27 protein-coding genes are annotated in these 26,291 nt (G+C 64.5%); 6 read left to right on the top strand and 21 right to left on the bottom strand.

Annotation, left to right across the window (positions count from 1 at the left end; genetic code table 11):
• The first annotated feature begins 3 nt into the window (after positions 1 to 3).
• Positions 4 to 876 carry an SURF1 family protein gene (locus AOP74_RS08655; RefSeq protein ID WP_061961999.1) on the top strand — a complete coding sequence of 291 codons (873 nt, stop codon included), beginning with the start codon at positions 4 to 6 and terminating at the stop codon, positions 874 to 876.
• Positions 877 to 879: 3 nt separating this feature from the next.
• Here AOP74_RS08655 and AOP74_RS08650 read toward each other — a convergent pair whose 3' ends face one another.
• Entirely contained in the window at positions 880 to 2,454 is a 1,575-nt protein-coding gene (locus AOP74_RS08650) for an ABC-F family ATP-binding cassette domain-containing protein (protein WP_439645070.1), read from the bottom strand.
• A 156-nt stretch (positions 2,455 to 2,610) separates the two neighbouring features.
• Between AOP74_RS08650 and AOP74_RS08645 the strand changes: the two genes are divergently transcribed.
• The 4 genes from AOP74_RS08645 to AOP74_RS08630 all read left to right on the top strand — a co-directional run bounded on the left by AOP74_RS08645 (position 2,611) and on the right by AOP74_RS08630 (position 6,312).
• Positions 2,611 to 3,222: a biotin transporter BioY gene (locus AOP74_RS08645; RefSeq protein WP_061961997.1), complete on the top strand. Its 612-nt coding sequence runs from the start codon at positions 2,611 to 2,613 to the stop codon at positions 3,220 to 3,222.
• Positions 3,223 to 3,231: 9 nt separating this feature from the next.
• Entirely contained in the window at positions 3,232 to 3,939 is a 708-nt protein-coding gene (locus AOP74_RS08640; RefSeq protein ID WP_061961996.1) for an energy-coupling factor ABC transporter ATP-binding protein, read from the top strand.
• Entirely contained in the window at positions 3,936 to 4,781 is an 846-nt protein-coding gene (locus AOP74_RS08635; protein ID WP_061961995.1) for an energy-coupling factor transporter transmembrane component T family protein, read from the top strand. Before AOP74_RS08640 ends, AOP74_RS08635 begins: the two co-directional genes overlap by 4 nt.
• 76 nt (positions 4,782 to 4,857) lie before the next feature.
• On the top strand, positions 4,858 to 6,312 hold the full coding sequence (locus AOP74_RS08630) for a basic amino acid/polyamine antiporter (RefSeq protein ID WP_082096216.1): 1,455 nt from the start codon (positions 4,858 to 4,860) through the stop codon (positions 6,310 to 6,312).
• A gap of 37 nt (positions 6,313 to 6,349) precedes the next feature.
• Here AOP74_RS08630 and AOP74_RS08625 read toward each other — a convergent pair whose 3' ends face one another.
• The 10 genes from AOP74_RS08625 to AOP74_RS08580 are packed head-to-tail and all read right to left on the bottom strand — an operon-like array spanning position 6,350 to position 14,070.
• Positions 6,350 to 6,979 (bottom strand): class I SAM-dependent methyltransferase, encoded by a 630-nt coding sequence (locus tag AOP74_RS08625; protein ID WP_061961994.1) that lies wholly within the window; start codon positions 6,977 to 6,979, stop codon positions 6,350 to 6,352.
• Positions 6,976 to 7,569, bottom strand: coding sequence for a GNAT family N-acetyltransferase (locus AOP74_RS08620; RefSeq protein WP_061961993.1), 594 nt, complete (start codon positions 7,567 to 7,569; stop codon positions 6,976 to 6,978). Before AOP74_RS08620 ends, AOP74_RS08625 begins: the two co-directional genes overlap by 4 nt.
• A gap of 28 nt (positions 7,570 to 7,597) precedes the next feature.
• Positions 7,598 to 7,924 (bottom strand): metal-sulfur cluster assembly factor, encoded by a 327-nt coding sequence (locus tag AOP74_RS08615; protein WP_061961992.1) that lies wholly within the window; start codon positions 7,922 to 7,924, stop codon positions 7,598 to 7,600.
• A complete protein-coding gene (gene sufU, locus AOP74_RS08610; RefSeq protein ID WP_061961991.1) occupies positions 7,924 to 8,382 on the bottom strand; it encodes a Fe-S cluster assembly sulfur transfer protein SufU in 459 nt (152 codons plus the stop codon). Before sufU ends, AOP74_RS08615 begins: the two co-directional genes overlap by 1 nt.
• Complete coding sequence (locus tag AOP74_RS08605; RefSeq protein WP_061961990.1) at positions 8,379 to 9,653, bottom strand: SufS family cysteine desulfurase; 1,275 nt, start codon at positions 9,651 to 9,653, stop codon at positions 8,379 to 8,381. The genes sufU and AOP74_RS08605 overlap by 4 nt, the downstream gene beginning before the upstream one ends.
• A 15-nt stretch (positions 9,654 to 9,668) precedes the next feature.
• A complete protein-coding gene (gene sufC / locus AOP74_RS08600; protein WP_061961989.1) occupies positions 9,669 to 10,424 on the bottom strand; it encodes a Fe-S cluster assembly ATPase SufC in 756 nt (251 codons plus the stop codon).
• A gap of 22 nt (positions 10,425 to 10,446) precedes the next feature.
• A complete protein-coding gene (locus AOP74_RS08595; protein WP_061961988.1) occupies positions 10,447 to 10,785 on the bottom strand; it encodes a Rieske (2Fe-2S) protein in 339 nt (112 codons plus the stop codon).
• Positions 10,782 to 11,984 (bottom strand): Fe-S cluster assembly protein SufD, encoded by a 1,203-nt coding sequence (sufD, locus tag AOP74_RS08590; RefSeq protein ID WP_169746276.1) that lies wholly within the window; start codon positions 11,982 to 11,984, stop codon positions 10,782 to 10,784. The genes AOP74_RS08595 and sufD overlap by 4 nt, the downstream gene beginning before the upstream one ends.
• Positions 11,981 to 13,417: a Fe-S cluster assembly protein SufB gene (gene sufB / locus AOP74_RS08585; RefSeq protein WP_061961986.1), complete on the bottom strand. Its 1,437-nt coding sequence runs from the start codon at positions 13,415 to 13,417 to the stop codon at positions 11,981 to 11,983. The genes sufD and sufB overlap by 4 nt, the downstream gene beginning before the upstream one ends.
• Positions 13,418 to 13,419: 2 nt before the next feature.
• Positions 13,420 to 14,070: a helix-turn-helix transcriptional regulator gene (locus AOP74_RS08580; protein ID WP_061961985.1), complete on the bottom strand. Its 651-nt coding sequence runs from the start codon at positions 14,068 to 14,070 to the stop codon at positions 13,420 to 13,422.
• Between the two features lie 204 nt (positions 14,071 to 14,274).
• On the opposite strand from AOP74_RS08580, the gene AOP74_RS08575 reads away from it, so the two are divergent.
• Positions 14,275 to 15,210: a COX15/CtaA family protein gene (locus tag AOP74_RS08575; RefSeq protein WP_061961984.1), complete on the top strand. Its 936-nt coding sequence runs from the start codon at positions 14,275 to 14,277 to the stop codon at positions 15,208 to 15,210.
• Positions 15,211 to 15,345: 135 nt separating this feature from the next.
• Here AOP74_RS08575 and AOP74_RS08570 read toward each other — a convergent pair whose 3' ends face one another.
• The 10 genes from AOP74_RS08570 to AOP74_RS08530 all read right to left on the bottom strand — a co-directional run bounded on the left by AOP74_RS08570 (position 15,346) and on the right by AOP74_RS08530 (position 25,367).
• Complete coding sequence (locus AOP74_RS08570) at positions 15,346 to 15,981, bottom strand: NUDIX domain-containing protein (RefSeq protein WP_152649251.1); 636 nt, start codon at positions 15,979 to 15,981, stop codon at positions 15,346 to 15,348.
• A complete protein-coding gene (pyrG, locus tag AOP74_RS08565; protein ID WP_061961983.1) occupies positions 15,982 to 17,640 on the bottom strand; it encodes a CTP synthase in 1,659 nt (552 codons plus the stop codon).
• A 67-nt stretch (positions 17,641 to 17,707) separates the two neighbouring features.
• On the bottom strand, positions 17,708 to 18,640 hold the full coding sequence (locus tag AOP74_RS08560; protein WP_236683820.1) for a copper transporter: 933 nt from the start codon (positions 18,638 to 18,640) through the stop codon (positions 17,708 to 17,710).
• Positions 18,640 to 19,794 carry a putative cytokinetic ring protein SteA gene (gene steA / locus AOP74_RS08555; protein ID WP_061961981.1) on the bottom strand — a complete coding sequence of 385 codons (1,155 nt, stop codon included), beginning with the start codon at positions 19,792 to 19,794 and terminating at the stop codon, positions 18,640 to 18,642. Before steA ends, AOP74_RS08560 begins: the two co-directional genes overlap by 1 nt.
• A gap of 4 nt (positions 19,795 to 19,798) precedes the next feature.
• A complete protein-coding gene (gene recN, locus AOP74_RS08550; protein ID WP_061961980.1) occupies positions 19,799 to 21,490 on the bottom strand; it encodes a DNA repair protein RecN in 1,692 nt (563 codons plus the stop codon).
• On the bottom strand, positions 21,490 to 22,413 hold the full coding sequence (locus AOP74_RS08545; RefSeq protein ID WP_082096214.1) for an NAD kinase: 924 nt from the start codon (positions 22,411 to 22,413) through the stop codon (positions 21,490 to 21,492). The genes recN and AOP74_RS08545 overlap by 1 nt, the downstream gene beginning before the upstream one ends.
• Positions 22,410 to 23,237 (bottom strand): TlyA family RNA methyltransferase, encoded by an 828-nt coding sequence (locus AOP74_RS08540; protein WP_061961979.1) that lies wholly within the window; start codon positions 23,235 to 23,237, stop codon positions 22,410 to 22,412. Before AOP74_RS08540 ends, AOP74_RS08545 begins: the two co-directional genes overlap by 4 nt.
• Positions 23,238 to 23,246: 9 nt before the next feature.
• Entirely contained in the window at positions 23,247 to 23,417 is a 171-nt protein-coding gene (locus tag AOP74_RS12235; protein ID WP_160297475.1) for a hypothetical protein, read from the bottom strand.
• Positions 23,410 to 24,420: an HAD-IIA family hydrolase gene (locus AOP74_RS08535; RefSeq protein WP_061961978.1), complete on the bottom strand. Its 1,011-nt coding sequence runs from the start codon at positions 24,418 to 24,420 to the stop codon at positions 23,410 to 23,412. Before AOP74_RS08535 ends, AOP74_RS12235 begins: the two co-directional genes overlap by 8 nt.
• 2 nt (positions 24,421 to 24,422) lie before the next feature.
• The gene (locus AOP74_RS08530) at positions 24,423 to 25,367 is read right to left on the bottom strand and encodes a tetratricopeptide repeat protein (RefSeq protein ID WP_082096213.1); all 945 of its coding nucleotides are present in this window, start codon (positions 25,365 to 25,367) and stop codon (positions 24,423 to 24,425) included.
• Positions 25,368 to 26,291 lie beyond the last annotated feature (924 nt).

Below are 26,291 nucleotides of genomic sequence, written 5' to 3'. Positions count from 1 at the left end.
CAGGTGTTCTTCCGTGGCCTGTCGTTTGCGCGTATCGCGCTCACTTTGGGCATTGCACTGTCTGTTTCCGCGGTCGCGATTGTGTTGGGCATGTGGCAGTACGGGCGTTACGAGGTCCGAGTTGAGGCTAGAGACGCGTACCGCGTCGCGGTGGAGGAACCCGCTGCGCCATTGAACGACGTCGTTCCGGCCGATGCTGAGGATCTTCCCGCCGACGCCGAGTGGCGCACGGTGACAGTGACGGGCGTGTTCGAGCCGGACACGACGACGGTGTTGCGAGGACGCCCGATCGATTCCACCGCGGCATGGCAATACCTGGCATGGCTCGACACCGAGGATGGGCGCTCCGTGCTGGTATCTGTTGGTTGGGTGCCACAACCTGGCCCGAACGAGGACCCCGAGGCGCCCGAGTACACGAACGGAACGGCGACCGTCACTGGCGTGATCCGGGCATGGGAAGAGGACGATGGCAAGGAAGCCACGGACTCGGTCTCTCGCATCACGCCGGCTCAGGTACCTCAGCCACATGGGGATGTCTCGCCTGGCTATCTCATGATCCGCGAGTACTGCGATGCCGACCAATGCACCGCCACGGTCGTCGGCGACGAAGTCCCGCTGCCGGAGCTGACTCTGGGCTCACACCTGTCCTACGCATGGCAGTGGTGGGTTTTCGCCGCGCTCGCACCCACGGGCGCAGTCCTCCTGTTGCGTCGTGACGCGAACGAGATCGCTGCCGCCGCCCGCGTGTCAACACCTGGGGCCGCGGAGCCCGCACCCGGCCAGGCGAGCGCTGCTACGGCGCGCAAGCCAGCATCGGCCCGCCGCAAGAAACGCCGCAGTGGGCCAAGCGACGAAGAGATCGAAGACGCGCTGTAGTCGCTACGCCAACGTGATGAGGTCGCGGTAGGAGTCGTTCCAGAGGTCCTCGTCCGCGTCCGGAAGCAACAGCACGCGCTCGGGCTCGAGAGCGTCAACTGCGCCCTCATCGTGAGTCACCAGGACGACGGCACCTTCGTAGGTGCGCAGAGCGCCCAGGATCTCCGCACGCGAGGCAGGGTCCAAGTTGTTTGTCGGCTCATCGAGCAACAAGACGTTTGCCTGGCTGACGACCAGTGTTGCCAAGGCGAGGCGGGTCTTTTCGCCTCCCGACAGCACCCGGGTGGGCTTATCGGCGTCGTCACCTGAGAACAGGAACGAGCCAAGGACCTTACGCACTTCGGTGTCGCCCAGGTCCGGCGCGGCATGGCGCATGTTCTCCGCGACCGTTGCATCCATGTCGAGGGTGTCGTGCTCCTGCGCGTAATAGCCAAGCTTGAGCCCGTGTCCGGCCTCGACGAGCCCGGTATCCGGGTCTTCGGTGCCGGACAAGAGGCGAAGCAGAGTCGTCTTGCCCGCGCCGTTAAAGCCGAGCACCACAACGCGCGATCCACGGTCAATGGCCAGGTCGACGTCCATGAAGACTTCGAGTGAGCCATAGCTCTTCGACAGCCCATGGCCGCGTAGCGGGGTCTTGCCGCACGCCGCGGGGGTTGGGAAGCGCAGCGAGGCCACCTTGTCGCTCACGCGCTCGGACTCCGTGCCCTCGAGCATCTTCTCTGCACGCTTCAGCATCTGCTGAGCGGCGACGGCCTTCGATGCCTTCGCACGCATCTTCTCAGCCTGCGCGACAAGCACGCCGGCCTTCTTTTCTGCGACGCGGCGCTCGGTGTGGCGACGCTTCTCGTCGTCTTCGCGCTGGCGCAGGTACAAGTCCCAACCCATCGCGTACTGGTCGAGCGCTCCCCTGTTCGCGTCCAGGTAGAACACCTTGGTCACGACCGTACGGACCAGGTCGACATCGTGAGAGATCACGATGAGCCCGCCCGAGTAGTTCTTCAGAAAGTCGCGCAGCCACACGATGGAGTCCGCGTCCAGGTGGTTCGTCGGCTCATCTAGCAACAGGGTCTCGGCGTCCGAGAACAGGATGCGCGCCAACTCCACGCGACGACGCTGACCACCCGAGAGCGTTTCGAGGGGTTGGCCAAGGATGCGCTCGTCAAGTCCCAGGTTGGACGCGATGCGGTGCGCCTCAGACTCTGCCGCGTAGCCGCCTGCGGCGCGGAACCGTTCCTCGAGGCGGGGATAGCGTTCCATCGCCTTGATCGAGGCCTTCTCATCCTCGCCGGCCATCGCTTGCTCGGCCTCGCGCATCTTGGTGATGATTCCGGCGAGATCGCGCGCGGCCAAGATGCGGTCCATCGCGAGCTGCGTCAGGTCTCCCGACCGTGGGTCCTGAGGCAAGTAGCCGACCGATCCCTTGTGCGACACCGAACCGCCTGACGCCTGTCCCTCTCCCGCCAGAATGCGCGTCATCGTGGTCTTACCCGCGCCATTGCGTCCCACCAGGCCGATGCGGTCGCCCGCATTCACGTGGAAGGACGTGGGGTGCAGCAAGACTCGGGCGCCGATGCGCATCTCGAGATTTTGCGCGCTAATCACTAAAGAGCTCTCCGTTTGGTGAGGGAATTGGTGGGATTCCTACAACGATCTCACGGCGAGGACGAAAAGGCCCATTCCCGGCGTGGGCACCCCAGTAGCGTGAGCGCCAGTCCATTATCGCAAGGAGAAGCCATGTCCTCACACCAGGCCCTATCTGGCCGCAATGTCGCGCTGATCGCGGTGTTCGCTGCCTTCATCGCGGCGTCCACGCTCGTCCCCGAAATCACGCTGGCATTTGGCGTCCCGTTCTCTCTGCAAACTCTTGCCGTCGTGCTCGCAGGAATGTGCCTGGGGCCGTGGCGAGGAGCCGCGGCTGCAGTGCTGTACATCTTGGTCGGGTTCGCGGGTGTTCCCGTGTTTGCCAACTTGGCTGCCGGGCCAGCAGTTGTTGCGGGACCGACCGGTGGCTTTCTCCTCGGATTCATTCCAGCGGCCTTCGCCGTGGGCTGGATCACCCGAGCCGCGCGTAAGCGCACTCGCCTGAATGTCGGCGTCCTCTTCCTTGCGGGCTTGGTGTCCATCCCCATCACCTACGCGATCGGCATCCCGTGGCTGTCCGTCTACACCGGACTGACGCTGTGGCAGGCCGCTGTGGCGATGGCGCCTTTCATGGTCGGTGACCTCATCAAGATCGCCATCGCTGCGTCCCTCGCCGCGATCATCCACCGCGCCTACCCTCGCCTCATGCCTCGCACCGAGCCTTCTGAGAAGCCTGTGGACGTGGAGCAGCCCACGACCGCATAACCTTGTCGCATGATCGAGTTCAAGGGGGCGTCCGTCATCGCGCCCGATACCGGCGTGACGATCCTGGAGCCCACAACGCTGACACTCACCGAGCGGCACGTCTCCATCGTGGGCGCCAACGGTGGTGGCAAGTCGACGCTGGTACGCCTCATCAACGGGCTCATCCCACCGACGACGGGCTCCATCGAGGTTGACGGTCTGGACGTCGCCAAGCACGGCGCAGAAGTACGCCGGCGCGTGGGATTCCTGTTCACCGACCCCTCTGCTCAGTTGATCATGCCCACTGCCGTGGAAGATGTGATGCTGTCGCTGCGACGTTCGATCAAGAACAAGGACGCCCGCACGCGTGCCGCTTTGGACGCGCTTGAAGAGATTGGTCTCGGCGATCGCGCTGACGTCTCCGTGTCCGCGTTGTCCGGTGGGCAACGCCAGCTTCTCGCGATGGCAGGCGTGCTTGCAGTGACGCCGACCACGCTCATCGCAGATGAGCCGACTACGCTCCTCGACCTGCGCTGGCGCGCGCACGTGGGGTCGCTCCTGAGGTCGCTGCCCGTGCAGTTGATCGAGTGCACGCACGACCTGGACTCTGCCTCACGCGCCGAGCGCACGCTCGTGGTCGATAGTGGAAATGTCGTCTTCGATGGCGCCCCCGCCGAGTCGATCAAGTTTTACCGTGACCTCATGTTCGGCCGCACGACGAGGGCGGATTCGCAGTGATCTCCACGCTCGGTCTTTACCGGCCGCGCGATACGCCGCTGCACCGCGCACCGGCGTGGTTCAAGGTCAGCCTGCTGGTCGCCACGACCATCGTCGTGCTGGTTTCCTCTGACATCGTGACGTCACTCGGCATCATGTGTGCGGCGCTGCTTCTGCTGGTGAGCACGGTTCCACCAGCGAAGGTCACGCTGTGGACGATCGCAGGAACAGTCCTCATCGCGTTGTTGTCGTCCGCGCTGTTCATGTGGCGTGGAGATTGGCTACGGGCGGCCGATGTTGTGGCAGACCTGGTCGCGATCGTGTCCCTTGCGCTTGCCGTCAGCACTTCGACCTCGATGGCGGCGATGCTCGACTTCATTGCCACGCTCGCCCGGCCCATTCGCGCGATCCTGCCGCCGGACACGCTCGGTTTGATGTTCGCGCTGATGCTCCGCGCGCTACCCGAGGTCGCGCAGATCTATGCGGAGTCACGCCAGGCAGCGCGTGCGCGCGGGCTTGACCGGTCGCTGCGCGCCGTCCTGTTCCCCACCACCACGCGCACCGTGGGATTCGCACTGGACCTGGGTCAGGCGATCCACGCGCGGGGCATCGGCGAGGAGTCCGATGCAACTCATGAAGCCCGGTCCAAGCGCGAACGGCGCCGTGCCAAAAAGGCGGAGAAGACCGCCAAGCGGCTACGCGGACGCGGTCGTAGACGTGGCCCGGCGGTCACTCAACAAGCTCCGCCTGACAGTGGCGACTCCCCCGCTGACTCGGCCCCTGAAGGCGCGACGGGCGAGGACACCATGACGAAGGAAGAGGCCTTCGAACGCCTTCTCGGGCCGCAAAGCTCAGACAAGTAGCGCACGTCACGACCGCTCACCAGGCTCTTTGCGCCGCTAGGCTGACGCTACTGACCCCTGGCGTACGGGAGCACACATGAGCGGCAACGAGAATCCACCGCCCACAGCCGCGGGCGTCGCGCCGGTGAGCGGCTCTCGCAAGACGATGTCGGTCCCCGTCCTCACGGCGATGGTCGTCGGCACCATGATCGGTGCCGGTGTCTACTCGCTCCCGGCACAGTTCTCATCATCCACGGGCGTCGTGGGCGCCGCCATCGCGTGGGCCATCGCAGGTGGCGGCATGCTCGCGCTCGCCTTCGTCTTTCAGCGACTCGCCATTGTCCGGCCCGACCTGGACTCCGGAATCTTCGCCTACGCTCGCGCAGGCTTCGGGGACTTCATTGGGTTCTTCTCCGCGTTCGGCTACTGGACCAGCGCCTGCGTCGCAAACGTGACGTACTGGGTGCTTGTGGCCTCCACGCTCGGTGGCGTGGTCCCTGCCTTCGGCGATGGTGACACCGCGTGGGCCCTTGCCCTCGGAACAGCAGGCATCTGGGTCTTCCACTTCATCATCCAAAAGGGTGTGACGCGCGCGACGTTGATTAATGGCATCGCGACTGTCGCGAAACTTGTGCCGCTGGCGATCTTTGCGGTGCTCATTGTCGGTGGCGGATTCTCCTGGGAGGTCTTCACTGACAACCTTTATGCGGAGGACGCCTCCCTAGGCTCCCTGTCCGACCAAGTCCGTAGCACCATGCTCGTCACCGTGTTTGTCTTCATCGGCATCGAAGGCGCCAGCGTCTATTCGCGATGGGCCAAGAAGCGCGAGGACGTCGGTAAGGCCACCGTGTGGGGATTCCTCACCGTCTTGGCAGTATTCGTGGCCGTCACGATGCTCAGCTACGGGGTGCTGCCCCGGGATGAGATCGCGGCGCTCCGCGAGCCTTCCATGGCGGGCGTGCTTGAAGCGGCGGTGGGCTCGTGGGGCGCGTGGGTCATTGGGATCGGGTTGCTCATTTCTGTCTTGGGCGCGTACCTCGCGTGGTCGCTGCTGGCAGTCGAATCGCTCTACATGACTGCCGTCCATGGCGACGCGCCGCCAGTGCTGTCGAAGCTCAACAAGAATGAGGTGCCATTCCGTGCGCTGCTAGCCACCTCGTTGACCACTCAGTTGTTCTTCGTGGTGGCCTTTTTCGCGGAGAGCGCGTTCGATTTCTCGCTGGAACTCACAAGTGCGCTGGCGATCCTCCCGTACCTGCTCACGGCTGGCTTTGGCCTGAAGATTGCCTTGCGCGGATCACGGGTCGCCACAGCCGTCGCGGCGGCCGTGGTGGCAACGCTCTACACCGTGTACCTGGTGTACGCCATGGGCACCCAGTATGTGCTGCTGTCGTTCATGATCTATGCCCCAGCAAGCCTGATCTACATATGGGCACGCAAGCAGCGCAACAAGACGGTCTTCACCGTGGGCGAGATGATCGTCTGTGTGGTCACCTTTGCGGGCGCGATCGTTGGCATCGTGGCGCTCGTCAATGGCTGGATCGCGCTGTAGCGACCGAAAGGACCGACCGTGCCGGGAGCTCCTCCGCTTAGAGCGCGGCGTCGTACCGGAAGAGATACGCGGACGCGGTACGGGTATACGCGATGCCTTTGCCTGCTTGCCGGATGCGCTGCGCATCAGCCTCGCCGGGCTTCTTTGGAATGAGGTAGGAGTCCAACTCGGACTCATCAAGCACCGCCGACTCCCCCGATCCACCGATGACTCCCACAAGAGTGAGCGCTGGATCTAGCGCCGCGACGGAGCCATCGCCGTGACTGGTGTTGGCGAGCAGATATCCGCCGTCGCGCAAGTAGCGTCGACAGTGATCCCACACCGGCCCCGCATACAGCGAGATCAGCAGGTCGTGGGAGTTATCGTCAATGTCCAACGGCTGCGTGTAGTCACCGTGGATGAACCTCACTTCACGGGCCTCCAGGCTCGACCGCCCGTCCAGTTCTTGTGTCACGAGAGCTTCGTCCGCGAAAAACCGCGCTGCACGGCGGTCCATGTCGTTGTACGTCACGGTGGGAATCGACACCGATGGCGACAGGTCAAGGTAAGCCCCCGGGTACACCGCGGAGGAGATGTCCCAGCGGCGAGCGACCTGCGCAAACATGGCGGATCTGTCGCCGATCGAGCTGCGGTACGTCGTCCATGTCTCTCGCGGCTTCGCCGTCATTGTGTGCCTCCTGGTGGCCGCCGCATCAACGTGGCACCGTGTGCCGGGCCGCCCTCGATCACAGCGAGTTCTTCAAAGCCGTGTCGCGCGTACAGCCGCGCGCTGTCCGGCGTCGACGCTTCCAGCACGGCGGATTGTGCGTCCGCGTCAACGCGGTCCAACCCATGTTGCAGGAGTGTGCTCCCGACTCCGCTTCCTGACGCCTGCGGTGAAACGACGATATTCAACAGATGCCAGTGATTCTCTGCGGGGAAAATCTTCCGAACCGTGTCGTCGTACTCCTTCAACGCGCGCACGGTCCCACGGCCGCCGTACCAGGCAAGCTGAAGGCGAGCCGACAACGCGGGTGAGCCAGCATCGGCCCTATGCCACACCGTGGCCCCGACGACTGCCCCATCCGCCCCCGACGCAATGTCGACGACGGCACCGCGCGGCGACGCGTCAGCACGAATCAGCGCGCGTAGTGCCCGGTCGCGGCGGGGAAGATCGGGAGAAACGAGCGCGGCCACCACCGGATCGGCGACAAAGACCTCTGCGATCAGTTCGATCGCGGAATCAATGTCACCGCCCTCGGCGGTGGCCACGGTCACATCTCGTGGTTCACGAGACATGAAGTTTTTAGACGTTGAATCCGAGCGCGCGAAGCTGCTCGCGACCGTCGTCCGTGATCTTGTCCGGACCCCACGGCGGCATCCATACCCAGTTGATACGGAAGCCGTTGACCAAGCCCTCAAGGGCCTGGCCGGTCTGGTCCTCGATCACGTCGGTCAGCGGGCATGCCGCCGACGTCAGCGTCATGTCGACGACCGCGTGCTGGTTCTCGTCAAGGGAGACGCCGTACACGAGCCCGAGGTCGACCACGTTGATGCCCAACTCGGGGTCGATGACGTCTCGCAACGCCTCTTCGACGTCCGCCGCGTTCGGCGGGGTGGTTGTCTCAGTCATCACTGATCCTTTCGTGCCTGAATGAGCGCGTCCTTGAACGCCGCCCACCCCAGCATTGCGCACTTAATGCGCGCCGGGTATTTGCCCACTCCGACGAACGCGGTTGCGTCGCCGAGAAGGTCTTCTCTGTCTTCGTCCAGTCCCTCGCCCTTGGCCTGCATGAGGTCGCGGAATGCTTCCATCGTGCGCTCGGATTCTTCAAGGCTTTCGCCTTCGACAAGCTCGTGCAACACGGACACGGAAGCCTGGGAAATCGAGCATCCCTGGCCTTCCCATGTCACGGAAGCCACGGTGTCGCCGTCAAGGCCAACGCGCAGGCGGATCTCGTCACCGCAGGTCGTGTTGACCTGATGCGACTCGCCGACCTGGATGAGGTCAAGATCCTTCAGTCCACGACCGTGCGCTTCACGGGCGTGGTCCATGATCACTTGCTGGTACATCTGTTCAAGGCTGCTCATCTATTCACTCCGAAGAATGCGGGGACGCCCGCCAACGCCTCAACGAAGGCGTGAGCGTCTTCCGCGGTCGTGTAAACATGGGCGCTTGCCCGAGTAGAACCCGTCACACCAAAGTGCCGGTGTAGCGGTTGATTGCAGTGGTGACCAACGCGTACGGCCACGCCGGCGTCGTCGAGCACCTGTCCTACATCGTGGGGGTGGACACCGTCCACGACCACTGCGGCGACACCAATCACGTCGCGAGCATCAGCATCGCCTACGGGACCGAGGAGCCGGACGCCTGGAATCTCTGCCACTCCCGCGCGCATGATCGCTGCGATCTCGCGCTCGTGTTCCTCGACGCGGTCCATGCCAAGTGCTGACAGATACCGCGCTGCCGCCCCCATCCCGACGGCCTGAGCCACGGGTTGCGAGCCTGCCTCGAAGCGCATTGGCGCTTCAAGCCAGCTGGTCTCCTCCATCGACACAATCTTGACCGCTCCACCACCGAAGATGCTGGGCGGGAGCGCGTCGAGAAGGTCCTTGCGTCCGTACAGCGCGCCAATACCCGTGGGACCGAGCATCTTATGAGCACTCATGGCCATGAAGTCGATATCAAGCGCCTTCACGTCCACCGGCAGGTGCGGCACCGACTGGCACCCATCGAGAACCGTCAGTGCGCCCACGGCCTTCGCGCGGGCCACCAACGCTGTCACCGGGCTAATGATTCCGGTCACGTTGGACGCGTGCGTGAACGCCAGCACCCGCGTACGGTCATTGACCAGGGAGTCCAGGTCGTCGAGGATTATGCGACCCTCAGAATCCACCGGGATCCATCGCAAGGTCGCGCCCGTTCGGGTCGCCAACGCCTGCCACGGAACCAAGTTCGCGTGGTGCTCGGTCTGCGTGACGCAGATCTCGTCACCGGGGCCGATGCGGAACTGAGCGGAGTCCTCTCCCCCAATGCCAGCAGACGCATTACCGATACCGCTGGCTACGAGGTTCAGGGCCGCCGTGGCGTTCTCGGCCCAGACAATCTCGTCGGGTCCAGCGCCTACAAAGGACGCGACATCAGTGCGCGCGCCCTCGAACAGCTCCGTCGCCTCTTCCGCCAACAAGTGAGCGCCACGTTGCACGGCAGCGTTGTGCTGCTCGTAAAAGTCGCGCTCGGCGTCTAGTACCACGCGCGGCTTCTGCGCGGTCGCTCCTGAGTCGAGGTACACGAGGGGCTTCCCGTTCCTGACCGTGCGGTTCAGGAGCGGGAAGTCTTCGCGTAGATCGGGAAGCAGCATCGGCTTACGGATTCCTTACGCCTCGACCAGGTAGCGGTCGTAGCCTTCGGCCTCGAGGCGCTCGGCGAGCTCGGGGCCGCCCTCTTCAGCAACCTGGCCGTTGACGAACACGTGCACGAAGTCGGGCTTGATGTACCGCAGGATGCGCGTGTAGTGCGTGATGAGCATGACGCCCAGGCCGGTGTTCTCCTTGACGCGGTTCACGCCCTCGGAGACGATGCGCAGCGCGTCGACGTCCAGGCCGGAGTCGGTCTCGTCCAGCACAGCGATCTTCGGCGACAGGAGCTCCATCTGGAGGATCTCGTGGCGCTTCTTCTCACCACCGGAGAAGCCCTCGTTCACATTGCGCTCGGCGAAGGAGGCATCCATACGGAGGTCCTCCATCGAGCCCTTGACTTCCTTGACCCAGGTACGGAGCTTGGGTGCTTCGCCGTCGATGGCGGTCTTGGCGGTGCGCAGGAAGTTCGACACCGAAACGCCGGGGACTTCAACGGGGTACTGCATCGCGAGGAACAGACCAGCCTTGGCGCGCTCGTCGACGCTCATCTCCAGCACGTCCTCACCGTCGAGGAACACGGAGCCCTCGGTGATGTCGTACTTGGGGTGACCGGCGATGGCGTAAGCCAGGGTCGACTTGCCCGATCCGTTGGGACCCATAATCGCGTGGGTCTCTCCGGAGTTAATGGTCAGGTTGACGCCCTTGAGGATCTGCTTGGTGCCCTCAGGGGTATCCACGGAGGCGTGGAGGTTCTTGATTTCCAGGGTGCTCATGATGCTCCTTGATTCACTCTTCTTAAGACTTGGGGTTGTCGATGTCCACGAGCACACGCTCGCCATCGATCCGAACGGGGTAGGTCGACACAGGGGTGACGGCAGGCAACTCGTCAGGAACGCCGGTACGCGCATCGAAACGCGAACCGTGCGCCCAGCACTCGATGAAGCAGCCTTCAACGTCGCCTTCGCCCAGCGGTACCTCGCCGTGGGTGCACATGCCACCGATGGCGTAGAAATCGCCATCATCGCTGCGCACGACCGCGATCGGGGTGTCTGCGCCGGATGCGAGCGTGAGCTCCACATCCATCGCGGAGCCCGGCTCGAGGTCGGTCACCATGCAGGCGAGCTGCTCACTCACGCTTCTGTCTCCGCAAGCTCCTCGTTGACGTGCTCGAGTTCGAGTTCAATCGCCTTCATGAGCGACTGCTCGACACTTGCCACGCCAATCTCCTGGACCAGGTCCGCGAAGAAGCCGCGAACGACCAGCTTGCGGGCCTCAGCCTCGGAGATTCCACGCGAGCGCAGGTAGAACATCTGCTCGTCGTCGAAGCGTCCGGTCGCCGAGGCGTGTCCGGCACCGGCGATTTCGCCGGTCTCGATCTCGAGGTTCGGCACCGAGTCGGCGCGAGCACCGTCGGTGAGCACCAGGTTGCGGTTGAGCTCGTAGGTGTCGGTCTCCTCGGCCTCCTTGCGGATCAGCACATCGCCGATCCAGACGGTGCGAGCAGTCTTGCCTGCCAGGGCGCCCTTGTACGTGACACGCGAGGTGCAACGCGGCACCGCGTGGTCGACGAACAGCTGGTGCTCCTGGTGCTGACCGGAGTCGGCGAAGTAAAGACCGAACAGGTCAACGCGGGCACCCTCGCCGGCGAAAGCGGCTGAGGTGTTCAGGCGTACCGACTTGCCGCCGAGCGTGACAACGGATCCGCGCAGGCGGGAGTCGCGGCCCAGACGGGCAACAATCTCTCCCGCGTGTACGGCGTCCGCGTCCCACAGCTGCAGCAACACGAGGTTGAGGCCTGCGTTCTGGGCGAGGTCAACAGAGACGAACTCGGAGTACGTTGCAGTGCCCTTGCGCTCGAAGATCACGGTTGCCTCGGACGACTCGCCGGCCTCGACCAGCAGGTGGCCGCGCACGTCCTGACCGGTTCCAGTCACGGAGATCTGCAGGGGCTCGTCGAGAACCGTGTTGGGTGCAATGGTCAGCACTCGGGCTCCACCGGAGTGAGCGGCTGCGACGGCCGATGCGCGGTCGCCTGGGGCGCGAACGGAACGTTCGCGAGCAGCCGCCACATCGATGTCGGTCAGCGTCACGCCGGCAGGAAGCTCAGGCACGTCCCACTCAAGGTGACCGGATGTTGCCTCGTCGGCGAGCATCGGCTTGATGTCCTTGAGAGGGGAGAAGCGCCACTCTTCCTCACGACCGCCGGGGACGGTGAAGTCCGACACCTCAAACGAGGTGGGACGGTCGGCGCGCGAGGCGTCGGGAGTCGGGGTGCCGAGACCGTGGCTGTGCGCGGTGTCGGCAGTTGCTCGGGAGTGGTCAGTGACGGTCAACCGACGGATCCTTCCATCTGAAGTTCAATAAGGCGGTTCAGCTCGAGCGCGTACTCCATGGGCAGCTCGCGCGCGATGGGCTCAACGAACCCGCGCACGATCATGGCCATGGCTTCCGTCTCGTCCAGACCGCGGGACATGAGGTAGAACAGCTGGTCCTCGGACACCTTCGAGACGGATGCCTCGTGGCCCATGTGGACGTCGTCTTCACGCACGTCGACATAGGGGTAGGTGTCGGAGCGGCTGATCTGGTCGACGAGCAGCGCGTCGCACAGCACGTTCGACTTGGAGTTCTTGGCGCCTTCCAGCACCTGAACCAGTCCGCGGTACGAGGTTCGGCCGCCACCACGGGCGACGGACTTCGACACGATCGAACTCGAGGTGTTGGGGGCAGCGTGCACCATCTTGGCGCCGGCATCCTGGTGCTGGCCCTCGCCTGCAAAGGCAATGGACAGCGTCTCGCCGCGAGCGTGCTCGCCGAGCATGTAGATCGCCGGGTACTTCATGGTGACCTTCGAGCCGATGTTGCCGTCGACCCACTCCATGGTGGCGCCTTCAGCGGCGGTGGCGCGCTTGGTGACCAGGTTGTACACGTTGTTCGACCAGTTCTGGATGGTCGTGTAGCGAACGCGGGCGTTCTTCTTCACGACGATCTCAACCACCGCGGAGTGCAGCGAGTCGGACGAGTAGATGGGGGCCGTGCAGCCCTCGACATAGTGAACGTACGAACCCTCGTCAGCAATGATGAGAGTGCGCTCGAACTGACCCATGTTCTCCGTGTTGATACGGAAGTAGGCCTGCAACGGGATCTCGACGTGGACGCCCGGCGGGACGTAAACGAACGAGCCACCTGACCACACAGCCGTGTTGAGTCCAGCGAACTTGTTGTCGCCAACCGGAATCACGGTGCCGAAGTACTGCTCGAAGATCTCCGGGTGCTCCTTAAGAGCGGTGTCGGTGTCCATGAAGATGACACCCTGCTCCTCCAGGTCCTCGCGGATCTGGTGGTAAACGACCTCGGACTCGTACTGAGCTGCGACACCAGCGACCAGGCGCTGCTTCTCAGCCTCGGGGATACCAAGCTTGTCGTAGGTCTGCTTGATGTCGTCCGGGAGGTCTTCCCAGCTCGTGGCCTGCTTCTCGGTCGAGCGCACAAAGTACTTGATGCGGTCGAAGTCGATGCCCGACAGGTCGCTACCCCAGTGAGGCAGCGGCTTCTTGTCGAACATCTTCAGACCCTTGAGACGCATGTTCAGCATCCACTCGGGCTCGTCCTTCAGCGCAGAGATGTTACGGACAACATCCTCGTTGATACCGCGCTCGGCAATGGCGCCGGCGGCATCGGAGTCGTGCCATCCGTACTCATAACCACCGATGGAGTCGATGATCTCCTCATCGGTCGCCTGGGGCGCATTCTCGGTAGGGGTGCTCATAGTCATCCTTCCTTGGACGTCGCAAGCGCGACGGGGATGGTCGTGGTGCACACGTGTGCTCCGCCTGCCAGTGTTGACAGGCGCTGGACATGGACGTCGAGGACGCGGGAGAGGACGCGAGTTTCCGCCTCGCACCACTCCGGAGCTTCCTCGGCAATCGATTGGACGGGACAGTGTCCCTGACACAGTTGAACGGTGTAGCCGCCTGGCCCCGGCCGGACGGACGTGGCATAGCCCTGCTCGGCGAGGGCGTCGGACAGCAACTTCACGCGCTCTTCGATGGGCGTGCCCTCAGGAATGGAACTCACGAGAGTCGCCTCGAGTTCCTTTGCCTTGGTCTCGACGAACTCGTCAAGCTGACCGTGCTCGCGCATGAACGCCACGGCATCGACCGCGACGGATGAGTAAGCCGAGGTAAGCGAACGCTGCCCATCCGTTGTTGCGACGTACGACTTGGCTGGCCGGCCACGGCCACGGGTGTGCTGCCCTGGAGGTTCGTGGTCCTCGATCAGGCCGTCACCGATCAGCGCCGACAGATGCCGACGCACTCCGGCGGCAGTCACGCCGAGTTCCTCCGCAAGGGCCGATGCTGTGATTGGCCCTGCCGAGGCGATGAGCCCGAGCACGCGGTCCCGCGTGGTGTCAGTCGTCATAGCGCCCTCCAGAGGGATGCGAGGTGGGTAGCAAAGGTGTCCTTTGTAGACAACATTCTTGTTGCTAAATTCGTTCCCGGCAAGCAAGGGAAGCCTTACTTAAGTGTTGCGTAATTCACTGCTGCGCGCCGGGTGAGCCGCACGCCGTCAGGGGATCCCGCCACCGTGGACAGACCCACGGAGTTGCGAAACTAGGATAGGACAGTGCTCACCCGCTCTGTATCCGCCGTACGCCGCGCCTTCATCTGGGTTCTTGACTGGATCACGCGTCACACCCGTGGCTTCATTTTGGCGAACATCGTCACCCAGGCCGGCATCATCGTCACGGGAGGCATTGTCCGCCTGACCGGCTCGGGCCTTGGTTGCTCGACGTGGCCCCAGTGTGAGCCGGGAAGCTTCACGCCGGAGTTCCACCCCGAACAGTGGCTGCATCCCGCAGTCGAATTCGGCAACCGCATGCTGACGTTCGTGCTCGCTGCCGTGGCGCTCGGCGTCGCGATCGGCCTGTGGCGGTCGCGCCCGGACCTCAAATGGTGGGGCCTCGTACCGGGGATCGGCGTCATCGTTCAGGCCGTCGTGGGCGGAATCACTGTGCTCGTCGAGCTCCACCCGCTGGTGGTCGCTCCCCATCTCCTCCTGTCCGCGGCGCTCGTGTGGTTCTCCGTATGGCTCGCGTTGACACACCGCCGCGCACCGAGGAGGGACGGCAAGTCAATCGTGTGGCACCAGCGTGGGCTCTCCCTCATCGTCGCAATCTTGTTGTTCCTAGGGGCGCTCACCACGGGCGCAGGCCCCCACTCGGGCGACATTGACGCCACAGAACGGCTCGCGCTCGACCCTGCGGCGATCGCCCGCGCACACGCTGCAGCGGTATGGATCTTCCTCGCCGTCTTCGCCGCATTGGTGTGGCGGATTCGACGCGACCACTCGGTCGGTGGCCGGGATGAGGTGCGCAAAGCGTGGATCGTGCTTGCCGCTGTCACGCTCTTCCAAGGGGCTGTCGGCTACGTCCAGTACTTCACTGGGCTACCCGAAGTCCTCGTGGCTCTTCACCTCATCGGTATTGGCTTGTTTGCAGCGGCGCACGCGGCGCTGCACTACTTGCTTAAGACGTCGGCTGACCCCGCTCTCGCGCGCTAGCGCGGAACTGTTGCCCCTCGAATCTCGCCGGTCGGCCGATGAGTACCGCCACTACGGCGGAAATCAACGGGTTTCGTAAGCCGACGGGAGTGGCTCCACAGCATCGGCCGGTGATCCGATTGAGCGCGCGAACACTTACAGGTCGCGCGTTGGCGGACGGTCCCACGGCGCGTCCACGGGACGCAAAGTAGAGAAGTCGTTGCGCAGCGCCACGTCGAGTGCGAGGGCACCCATGACGAGCGGCGGGCTGTGGACACGACCAGTCAAGACCGCGTCCACTACCTCGGCCACCGGGATCCAGGCACCGGTCATCTGAGCTTCCTCGGCTTCGCGCTGATGACGCTCGGAGGCCGGCACCTCAGCAACGTCTCTCGCGAGGAAGATCCGAATGCTCTCAGTGGAGCCCCCAGGCGACGTGTAGGAATCGACGAGCACGTCCCACTGGCGCGCGGTGAGATCCGCTTCTTCCCACAGCTCGCGCTGCGCGGTACCGAGCGCTTCTTCACCGGGCATGTCCATCAGGCCAGCCGGAGGCTCCCAGCACTCCATACGCACCGGGTGCCGGTACTGCTTGACGAGGTACAACTCGTTGCGGTCGTTGAGCGCCATGATCGCGACGGCGCCGGTGTGGAGCACATAGTCACGGGTCACTGTGACCTCGTCGCCGAGGTCCACAACATCCGAGTCGATGTCCCACACCGCGCCGGTGAACTGGCGCGTGCGACTCACCACGGGAGCATCCCGTGGTGAGTCCTTCAACGAGTCAGACACCTATGCAGACTGCCGAGCGACAGCCGCACCGATCAGCCCGGCGAACAGCGGGTGCGCGTCCGTGGGGCGCGACAGGAACTCCGGGTGCGCCTGCGTCGAGATGTAATACGGATGGACGTCTCGTGGGAGCTCGACAAACTCGACCAGGTTGCGGTCGGGAGACTCACCCGAGATGACCAGTCCAGCCTCTTCGAGCTGGGCGCGGTACGCATTGTTGAACTCGTACCGGTGGCGGTGGCGCTCCCCTACCTGCGTCTTTCCGTAGGTCTCGGCGGCCACCGACCCCTCCTTCAGGACGGCCTGGTACTCGCCCAGACGCATGGTTCCACCCAAGTCGCCGTCGCCGTCCACGATCGCCTGCTGCTCCTCCATGGTCGCGATGACCGGGTGCGGCGTGTCGGGATCGAACTCAGAGCTGGACGCTCCCTCAAGACCGACAACGTTGCGCGCGTATTCCATCACCATGGTCTGCATGCCCAGGCAGATGCCGAGCGTTGGGACGTTGTTCTCGCGCGCCCAACGCAGGGCACCGATCTTGCCGTCAACGCCGCGAATGCCGAAGCCGCCGGGCACCAGCACTGCGTCGACGCCGCTGAGGGACTTCTCGGCACCCTCGGGCGTCTGGCACTCATCCGAGGCCACCCAGCGCAGGCGCACCTTGGCGCTGTGGTGGAAGCCGCCGGCACGGAGCGCCTCTGAGACGGAAAGGTACGCGTCGGGCAGGTCGATGTACTTGCCGACCAACGCGACCTCGACGTGATGTTCGGGGCGGTGGACGCGATCCAGGACCTTGTCCCATGCACCCCACTTCACGTCGTGGAACGGCAGGTCCAGACGACGGACCACATAGGCATCGAGGCCCTCCGAGTGGAGCACCTTCGGGATGTCGTAAATGCTCGGCGAGTCCTTCGCCGTGACGACCGCCTCGTTCTCCACGTCGCACATGAGCGCGACCTTGGACTTCACCGGCTGAGGGATGTCCCGGTCCGAGCGCAGCACGAGCGCATCGGGCTGGATACCGATACTGCGCAACGTAGCGACGGAGTGCTGGGTGGGCTTGGTCTTCTGCTCCCCCGACGGGCCAATGAACGGCACCAGCGATACGTGCAGGAAGAAGACGTTGTCGCGACCCACATCGTGACGAACCTGGCGCGCGGCCTCGAGGAACGGCTGGGACTCGATGTCACCGACGGTGCCGCCGACCTCAGTGATGATCACGTCGCACTCGGGGCCCGCCTGATCGCGCATACGTCGCTTGATCTCATCGGTGATGTGCGGAATTACCTGGACGGTGTCACCCAAGTACTCTCCGCGGCGCTCCTTGGCGATGACCTGCGAGTAAACCTGACCCGTGGTGACGTTAGAACTAGCGGAGAGCTTCACATCGAGGAAGCGCTCGTAGTGCCCAATGTCGAGGTCAGTCTCTGCACCGTCGTCGGTGACAAACACCTCGCCGTGCTGGAAGGGGTTCATCGTGCCCGGATCCACATTCAGATAGGGATCGAGCTTTTGCATCGTCACCCGGAGCCCGCGCGAGCGCAGAAGGCGTCCCAGGGAGGAAGCAGTGAGGCCCTTGCCCAGGGAGGAAACGACGCCCCCTGTGACGAAGATGTGCCGTGTTACATGGTCCGTACCGGACGAAATTCGAGATCTCTCCACGGGCTTCAACACTAACAGGCGTGAGCGGTCCGCGAATGCCGAAACGCCTCTCTAGCGATAAGAATCACTACGGAGCCGGTACATAGGTCTGTCCTTCACCGACCGCGTACTGCCCCACACTTCCGCCAATGTTCTCCGATAGCGCCAGCGCCGTCGAGATCCGTCCGTAGTACGTCGTGCCGGTCGTGACCGTCGACACCAGGCCCGATGCGTCCGGCGCCGCTGCGATGGCCGTCGGAACGTCTCCTGATGACGGCAGCCCCGAGGCCACGACAATGCCCTCCGCATACTGCGCGAGGACTCCGGACAACTCGGCAAACGTCGCAGAGTCACTCGAGGACTCTTCATCAGCTGGTCCCGCGATCACGGTGACGGCGCCAGCGGCAGCGGAGACGCTGCCATCGACAAGGTCGGCCTCTGACAGCAGATCAAAGAGCGCGCTCGCCCGCTCCTGTGGATCATCTGCGAACGCGTCCGCGTCCGCGCCAGGCGGCACAACCCCAGGCATGAGCGCCTGAGCCAGTGCGTGCGCCAACACGGTGGTTGGTGCCATGTCCTCAGTGGCTCCCGCTACTTGGGACGACACTGTCGACGCCAGTGAGCTACGGAACGCGACCTGGCCGGGGTCAGTCCACGCGTCGAGCACGCTGACCTGTGCCGTGACGGTAGCGCCGGCTTGGACCTGACGCGCTCGCACGCCATCTGCTGACTCGACCGAAGGCTCCCCCACCTCGACCGAGGCGACCTGGACGTCCCCAAGGGCGCCAGCCAGCACACGCTGGGACGACTCGTCCGCGAACTGCTCCCCAGCAACCGCGGCCTCTTGCTGAACCAGGATGTCGTCCTCGAGCGAATGCACTTCTTGTTCAAGCTCGTCGATCTGTCCAGCTTGGTCCCCGACGAGCGCGTCGCGCATCGGCCCGCTTCCCAAGACCACGCCTACGGCCAAAGCGAGGAAGACCGCGCTAAGTGACACCAAGTGATAGCGGAAATCAATCATCACGCGCCCCCGATCCATGCGGTGAGTCCATTCCAGATGCTCTCCACCCAAGCTCGTCCTGCGGGCGTGACCCAGATCGCGGCGCCGAGGGCGAGGAGTGCGCTGATGAGCAGCACAACCAACGTCCAGGCTCCGTAGCGATGGCGATACACGAGGGCGAGCGTGGTCGCATCAACCAGGCGCGCTCCAGCGCTCAGCCGCGACAGCAGTGTGCCAGCCCCCTCGGCAGGGCTGCGCTCAAGGAAGTCCATCAGCCGCGATTCGACGCCGACTGTGACGATGACCTCGGCTCCCCCAGCGTGCGCCATCAAAATTGCCACGTCAGTGGCAGACAGCGTCGAGTCGACGTGTGAGTGGTCGACCCCGAGAGCCTCTACGCGGATGAGACCTACGTCGCTCCCGTGAGGGTCGTGCAAGACGATGTGCTGGGCGGTGGCGAGGGTCTCTTCTTCGATGCCCTCAACGTCGCCAACGACGACGGATGCGGCGGGCCCCAAGTCGCGCGCCGCATCAGCCCCTGCGCCGACGCCCACGACCAAGGGCCGCACGTCGCGCAGGTAGCGCTTGATTTCCTTCAGCTGTTCCTTGTGCCGATAGCCCGGAGCGACGATCACGACGTGGCGGCCAGTGAAGTCGACTCCAGTCTCGGGAAGACCTTGGCCCTCCAAGAGCACGTCACCCTCACGGGCAATCTGTTCCATCGCGGTCGCGGTCAGCATTTGAAGTTGCACCCGCATGCCTTCGCCTGCGGATTGCATCGCGTCGACAATGGCGTCGCCATCGAGGATGGTGCCGGACGCCACGACAGCGTCACCCACAACGAGGTCCGTGTCGCGCAGCTGTGCAGTGGTGCCTTCCTTGAGGTCGAGCACCGCGGGGCCGGCGGCATCCAGGAGTGGAATTCCTGCTTCAAGCAGAACCCGTGGACCCCCGGCAGGATAGCGACCAGAGATCGACGTGCTGACATTGACGACGGCGGCTGGACGGCGAGCAGCAAGGGACTCAGCGGAGCCCTGATCGAGGTCGAGAACGTCGATGACGGCAACGTCGCCCGCGCGCAGGCGACGAGCAAGCGCGGAGGCGCTGCGATCGATGCGAACGGGTCCAATGACCGTGCCGTCGTCCGCGTCCCGTGTGCGAGAGGAACGACTCATGTCGTCATCGTGCCACGCGGGATGCCTCCAGTAGCTCAAGCGCGTGGGCGAGTGCAGCAGACGAGGACTCTTGCCCTGAGAGCAGTCGCGCGATTTCTTCGACGCGCGCATCGCCGTCGAGGGTCGTGACCTGGGCCCGCGTGACGGCTCCGTCGGTCGCTTTGCGCACGACGACGTGGGTGTCTGCGAAGGACGCCACTTGCGCGAGGTGCGTCACGACAATCACCTGGTGGGATCGAGCGAGTTCAGCGAGTCGGTTGCCCACCGCAATGGCAGCACGGCCACCGACACCGGCGTCGACCTCATCAAAGACAAAGGTTCGCGATGCGTCGGCGTCTGTCGAAGCGAGTGACACTTCGAGAGCCAGCATGATGCGCGAGAGTTCACCGCCGGACGCGGCTTCCGCCAAGGGCCGATGCGGTGCCCCAGGGTGGGAAGCCAGGGTGAAGGTCACGGTGTCGCCACCATGGGGAGCAAGGTCCGTTGGTTCGATCACGATCCGTACCGACGCGTCAGCCATCGCCAGCTCCGTGAGCTCGGCGTCCACCGCATGCGACAGACGCTCCGCCGCACCCTCTCGGGACTGCCGGACCACGCCAGCAGCGGCTTCGAGCGACTCCCGGGCTTGTCGTTCCTGAGCGGCTCGGCGCTCGAGCGTGGCGTCCCAGTCGTCATCGGCCGCGATCCTGGGTCGCGCCGTCTCCGCGTACTCGATGACACTGGCAAGGTCGGGCACGCCAATTCTGCGCATCAAAGTGTTGAGATCAGAACGACGTTGATGAAGTTCGTTGAGGCGCTCAGGGTCAGCGTCAAGCGCGTCGAGGTAACTCGTCAGCTCTGACGCCACGTCGGTCGCACCGTAGAGGAAGTCCGCGACACGTTGCTCAAGAGCCTCAAGTGTTGCGTCGTGGCGGGCGCCGTCGCCCAGTGCCTTGCGGGCCGCTTCGAGAGCGGTAGCAACTGTGAACTCATCGTCGCCAGTCAGTGCGGCATGTGCCGCAGCCGCTGACATCCGCACGGCCTCCGCGTTATCGAGAACGCGGACCTGGGCCTCGATCTCAGCGTCTTCTCCCTCACGGGGCGCGACGGCATCGATCGCGTCAACATCGTCGCGTAGGCGTGACACCTCAGCGCGCTCGGCGTCAGCGCCTTCCTGCATCACCCGCAACTCTTCCTCAGCGAGTTTCCACGCATCCCATGCGGCGCGGTACGTCGCCAGCAATGAAGCGTGCGTGGGGCCTGCGTAGCGGTCGAGAGTGTCACGCTGTCGCGACGCCGACCGAAGGCGCACCTGATCGCTCTGGCCGTGCACAGTCACGAGTTCAGACGCGAGGTCGCCAAGGAGCGCCTGGGGAACGGTGCGCCCACCGATCACCGTGCGTGACCGAGTTGCCGCGCCCACGGTCCGGGCCACGACCACAGTGCCGTCGTCGTCCACGATCACTCCGGCGTCTTCGAGGCGTAACGCAGATTCTGAGTCACGGGGAATGTCGATCACGGCCTCGGCGAGTGCTTCCTTCGCGCCTTCACGGACCGTAGCCCGAGCGCTCTTCGCACCAAGAATGAGCCCGAGCCCGGTGAGCACCATGGTCTTGCCCGCGCCGGTCTCGCCGGTCACACACGTCAGGCCAGGCCCGAGCTCCACGCGCGCAGACTCGATGACTCCAAGATCTGCGATCGATAGTTCGTGCAGCATCAGCCGTCCTCGTCGGGGACGTTCGGCTCCACCTCGACAACAGCATCGGCGTCGTGCCCGTCGATCTCACGACCGATAGGCGTGGTGCGGGCCCGCTCTCCACGCCACCCCTGCGTTGGCAATGAAAACTTGTCGACGAGTCGCTGGGTGAACGGAGCATCGGACATACGCGCCAACCGCACCGTGCCAGAACCGCGCTTGACCTCAATGACGCAACCACGGCCGGCATCAATCGCGCGAGCCCCGTCGAGTACGACCTGTCCCCCAGCATCGGACGAATCGACGACCTCGATCGCGAACGTCGAGTCCGGCCCCACGACAAGTGGTCGCGCAAACAGCGCGTGAGCGGACAGCGGAACGAACAGCAACGCGTCAACATTGGGCCACATCACCGGTCCACCCGCAGAGAATGCGTGGGCCGTGGAACCGGTAGCTGTCGACACGACGATGCCATCACACCCAAAGGACGACAGCGGGTGACCGTCTACGCCCACCTGGACCTCGAGGGTGCGCAAGCGCTCATCGCGTTCGAGCGTCACTTCGTTGAGCGCCCAGCCGTCTTCGACGGTGCCGTCGGCACGCTTGACGGTGACGTGCAGAGTTCCGCGCGCTTCCGTCGTGTAGTCCCGCGCCGCCAACCGCTTCGCGGCAGTGACGACGTCGTCACGCTCGAGCTCTGCGAGGAAGCCGACACGGCCGAGGTTCACGCCCAGCAGCGGAATGCCCGTGCCATGCGTGAGATGAGCGGCGTGCAGCATGGTGCCGTCGCCGCCCAGGACGATGGCCGCTTCGATGTCGGCGCCGTCGACCAGGTCATGACGCACATCAATGCCCTCGGCGCGCAGGGCGGCCTCGACATCTGCGACGGCATCAACGATCTCGGGTCGGTGAGGGTTGGACACAATCAGAACGGTGCGTGTCATGTGCCTGCCTTCACCTCCTGCTTGATCTGTACCTTCAGGTCAATGTCGTTAAGAACCGGCCTGGTCCCGCCGCGACTGTCACTAGCCTGCCATGCTTGCGAGCCCCACACGAAGAACTCGTGATTTCCCTGTGGACCCGGCAGCTGACTACGGGCAATGTGGTGCAGGCTAAGGCCTTGCGCCCGCATCTCGTTTGCCACTTGCGTCACCGCGGCCACGCGATCTCGCGGATCGGTGACGACTCCCCTGCTCGACAGCTTTGACCGGCCGACCTCGAACTGGGGCTTGACCATGAGGACAAAGTCGCTCGCGGGGCCGGCAAAGTCAGCCAAAGGAGCGATGACGTGCGTCAACGAAATGAACGACAGATCTGCCACCACGAGATCGACACCCGCGCCCTCCGACGAAGCCGTGAGGTCGCGAACGTTGATTCCTTCCCGCGCATCCACCCGGGGGTCTTGGGCAATCTCAGGCACGAGTTGACCGTGGCCGACGTCAACGGCGAGCACGCGGGCTACGCTGCGTTCCAAGAGAACTTGAGTAAAGCCGCCAGTTGAGGCTCCCGCATCAAGGGCCGATGCTCCGGCCACCTTCAAACCCAAAGGTTCACAAACGTCGAGGGCGCCTAGGAGTTTGTGGGCTGCACGGGATACGTAGTGGGCCTCGGACTCGTCGATCACGATGGCGATGTCGTCGGTGACAGTCGTCGAGGCCTTGAGCAAGGTACGCCCGGCGACGGAGACCACACCAGCGTCAATGAGTTGCTGCGCGTGGGAACGCGAGCGAGCGAGTCCGCGCACGTGGAGCGCGCGGTCGAGCCGCATCAGCGCGCTCTACTGGTCTTCGCGCAGGCGATTCGACAGCGATGACTGGATCTTGTCGAAGAAGTCAGCCTGCTCGTTCAAGTCAGTCGGCAACTCAGTGACCGCCCGCAGTGCCTCACGGACCTCAGATGGGTACTGGACCTCGCCCAGGGGCTCACGCTGCTCGGAGAACTCAGTCATGGGTTGAGGATACGCCCAGGTCAGGCAGGGACTCAACCTCGATCGTGACCCCGGCATCGGCCGCCTCCCACGCCGCGGCACACGCTGCCCGGATGCGATCCACATCGGCTGGTCCCGTAACGGAGAGGTGTCCATCGCTCACACGCGCGCTGCACTCACCGACCTTCCACCCTTCTCCGTCCCGCTCGGGGGCGGGGTGAGGGTGGGCAAGGCTGCGGAGGTCCTCGCCGATGTATGACGGGCGTTCGTCGGGTACCGCAAGCACCGCGTCACGGCCGTCGTTGACGCCGGTGAGAACCATGAGTCCCGGGTACCCCGCAGCGCGGCCGCCCTTGAGGTCGGTGTCGAGGCGGTCGCCAATGACCAAAGGCGTTCGCGCATCTGCCTGACGCGCGGCGAGCGTGAACATTTCTGGCGCAGGCTTGCCCGCGCTGGGAGGCGTCACGCCGGTAGCGGTGATCACGACGTTGACGAGTGAACCATTGCCTGGCGCCACTCCGCGGTCATTGGGAATGGTGAGGTCCATGTTGGACGCGAAGAACTTGGCGCCTTGTGAAATGGCGTACGACGCCTCGGCGAAGTCCTTCCAAGACACGTCCGGGTTGAAACCCTGGACGACTGCTGCGGGATTGTCGTGGGCCGAATCAACGAGGCGCATTCCGACGTCCGTCAGTGCGGTCCTCAGGCCCTGGCCACCCACGACAAACACCGGGGACCCTTCCGGCATTGCGTCGCGCACCATCAAGGAGACGGCCTGCGCCGCGGTCAGCACCTCGTGGGTCTGAGTGGGCATCCCGAGCTCCGTGAGGTGGTCGGCAACGGTGCTTGGCTCCCGGCTGGCGTTGTTTGTCACGAAGACGATGCGCATCCCTGCACCGCGAGCCGCCTGCAGGGCATCCGGAGCTGTAGGGATTGCGTGCGGGCCGCGGTAGGCCACGCCATCGAGATCGACCAAGGCCGCGTCGTGCGCTTCCCACAATGGAACGTCTGTGCCGAGCAGCATGTCTACTTCTCCTGTGAATCCTCGTTGGTCGTGGGCTCGTAGTCGCTAGGTGCACCGGCGTCCGGAGCCAGGTCGGAGTCGTCCGCGCCATCGAGTTGGGCATCCTCGGACGCCTCGGGCACGTCGGGCACGTTGGGCTCCTCGACAGCGTTGGCCTCTGCAAACGCAGCTTGACGAGCGGCTTCGCGTGCCTCGTACTCGGCGGGATCGGGAAGTTCCTGGACGTCGTACAGTGTGACGTCGTCGGCCCAAGGATCCTCGACCTCAGCCGGTGCGGGAAGAGTTGCCTCAATCGCTTCGGCGTCGGCAATGCGCCCCAAAGCACGAAGAACAGTTGCGCGAGCAGTATCGACTTGCTGCTGAATCTCGAGGTCGGGCGCCGTAATCCGGCCGAGTGCAACGTATGCCGCCTCGTTCTCACCGAGATCCATGCGCGCGCCGGCCAGCACGATGTCGAGCTCCGCCCGCTGCCTAGCGTCAAGGTCAGCGCTCTCTGACTCACGACCAAGCGCAATGGCGCGTTCCGGGCGTCCCAGGCCGCGCTCGCAGTCGGCCATCAGAGCAACGTGCTCGTTAGACCCGTTGAGACGGCGCACTGTGCGGAACTCCCTCAGTGCTTCGCCGTAGCGACCGGTCGCGTATGCAGCGACCGCGCCGGCTTCGCGAACAACGTCGACGCGACCCGCACGGGCCACGGCGACCTGGGCGTGCTTGTATGCACGCTCGGGATCGAGTTCCAGGAGCAGTCCAGCCATCACGAGGTGACGACCGACGTCCTCTGCGTTGTCCTTGCTCAGCGTTCGCAGTCGCGCCCGCACCGTACGGTCGAGCTGACCAATCGAGATCTCCTCGGGGATCTCGGGCACCTCGGTGACTGGACGCACTGTCGAACGGTCGCCACGACGTGAACCGTCGTCGCGCTCCGTGCGGCGGTCATCACGACGCACCTGGTCACGTCCACCCTGCGGACGCGAACCAGAACGCTCATAGCGGCCACTGCCACGCGAGTCGTCGCGGCGACCGTCGCGCCGTCCGTCGCGCCAACCGCCTCGACGGTCATCGCCGGTACCACCACGGCGGTCATCGGACCTGCCGTAGGAACCACCCGCACGCGACCGATCTCCCCCGGGACGACTATCACGGCCGCCTCGACCGTCACGGTCATCACGCGAATAGCTGCCACGTGACCCCCCGCCGTAGCTGGGCCGACCGCTACTGCGATCATCGCTTCGACCGTCGCGACGATCGTCAGACCGACCACCGCGGTCGTAGCCCCTGTTGTCACGACCGCCGCTGGCGCGTGAGGAACTAGGCCTGGAGGTTGACCCACGTGCGGGGCCGCGCGAGGAACTGTCGCGTGATCCTCCACTGCGGTCGTCGGGGGAGGAACCGTCACGGTTTCCGCCAGTGCGCTGGCCGTCACGCCCTCCACGATCACGGTCGTCCCGGCTACCCGAAGTACCTGCGCCGTTGCGGCTACCGTACGACCGCGCGCCGTCACGACCGCCGCTGGAGCGTCCACGACTCTGAGAGTTGCCGCGGGAACCAGAAGAGCGGTTCTGACCGGGGCGATCGTCGTAGGAAGAGCGTCGTTGCCCGCCACTGGAACGCTGTTGGCCTCGTGAACCACCACCAGATCCGGACCCACTCGAACGACCGGAACCATTGTTCCGGGGACGTCCTTGGTCGCGGTCCGTCCGATCGTTGCGATCGCGGCGGTCGTCGGAACCGTTGGTGTGCGATGAATCAGCCATGTTGAGGTGTCTCCTTGCGGACGGCGCGGGCGAGTCTCGCCGCTACCGTCACCATCGTGCCAGCACTTGCTCGCTGGGGAAATGCGAAGGGCCGCCCCAAATGGGGCGGCCCTTGCC

It is taken from the genome of Demequina flava (assembly GCF_000975035.1).
GTDB classification, from domain to species: Bacteria; Actinomycetota; Actinomycetes; order Actinomycetales; family Demequinaceae; genus Demequina; species Demequina flava.
Note: the sequence above shows the minus strand (reverse complement) of the source record. Positions and strands in the feature narration are given on the sequence as shown.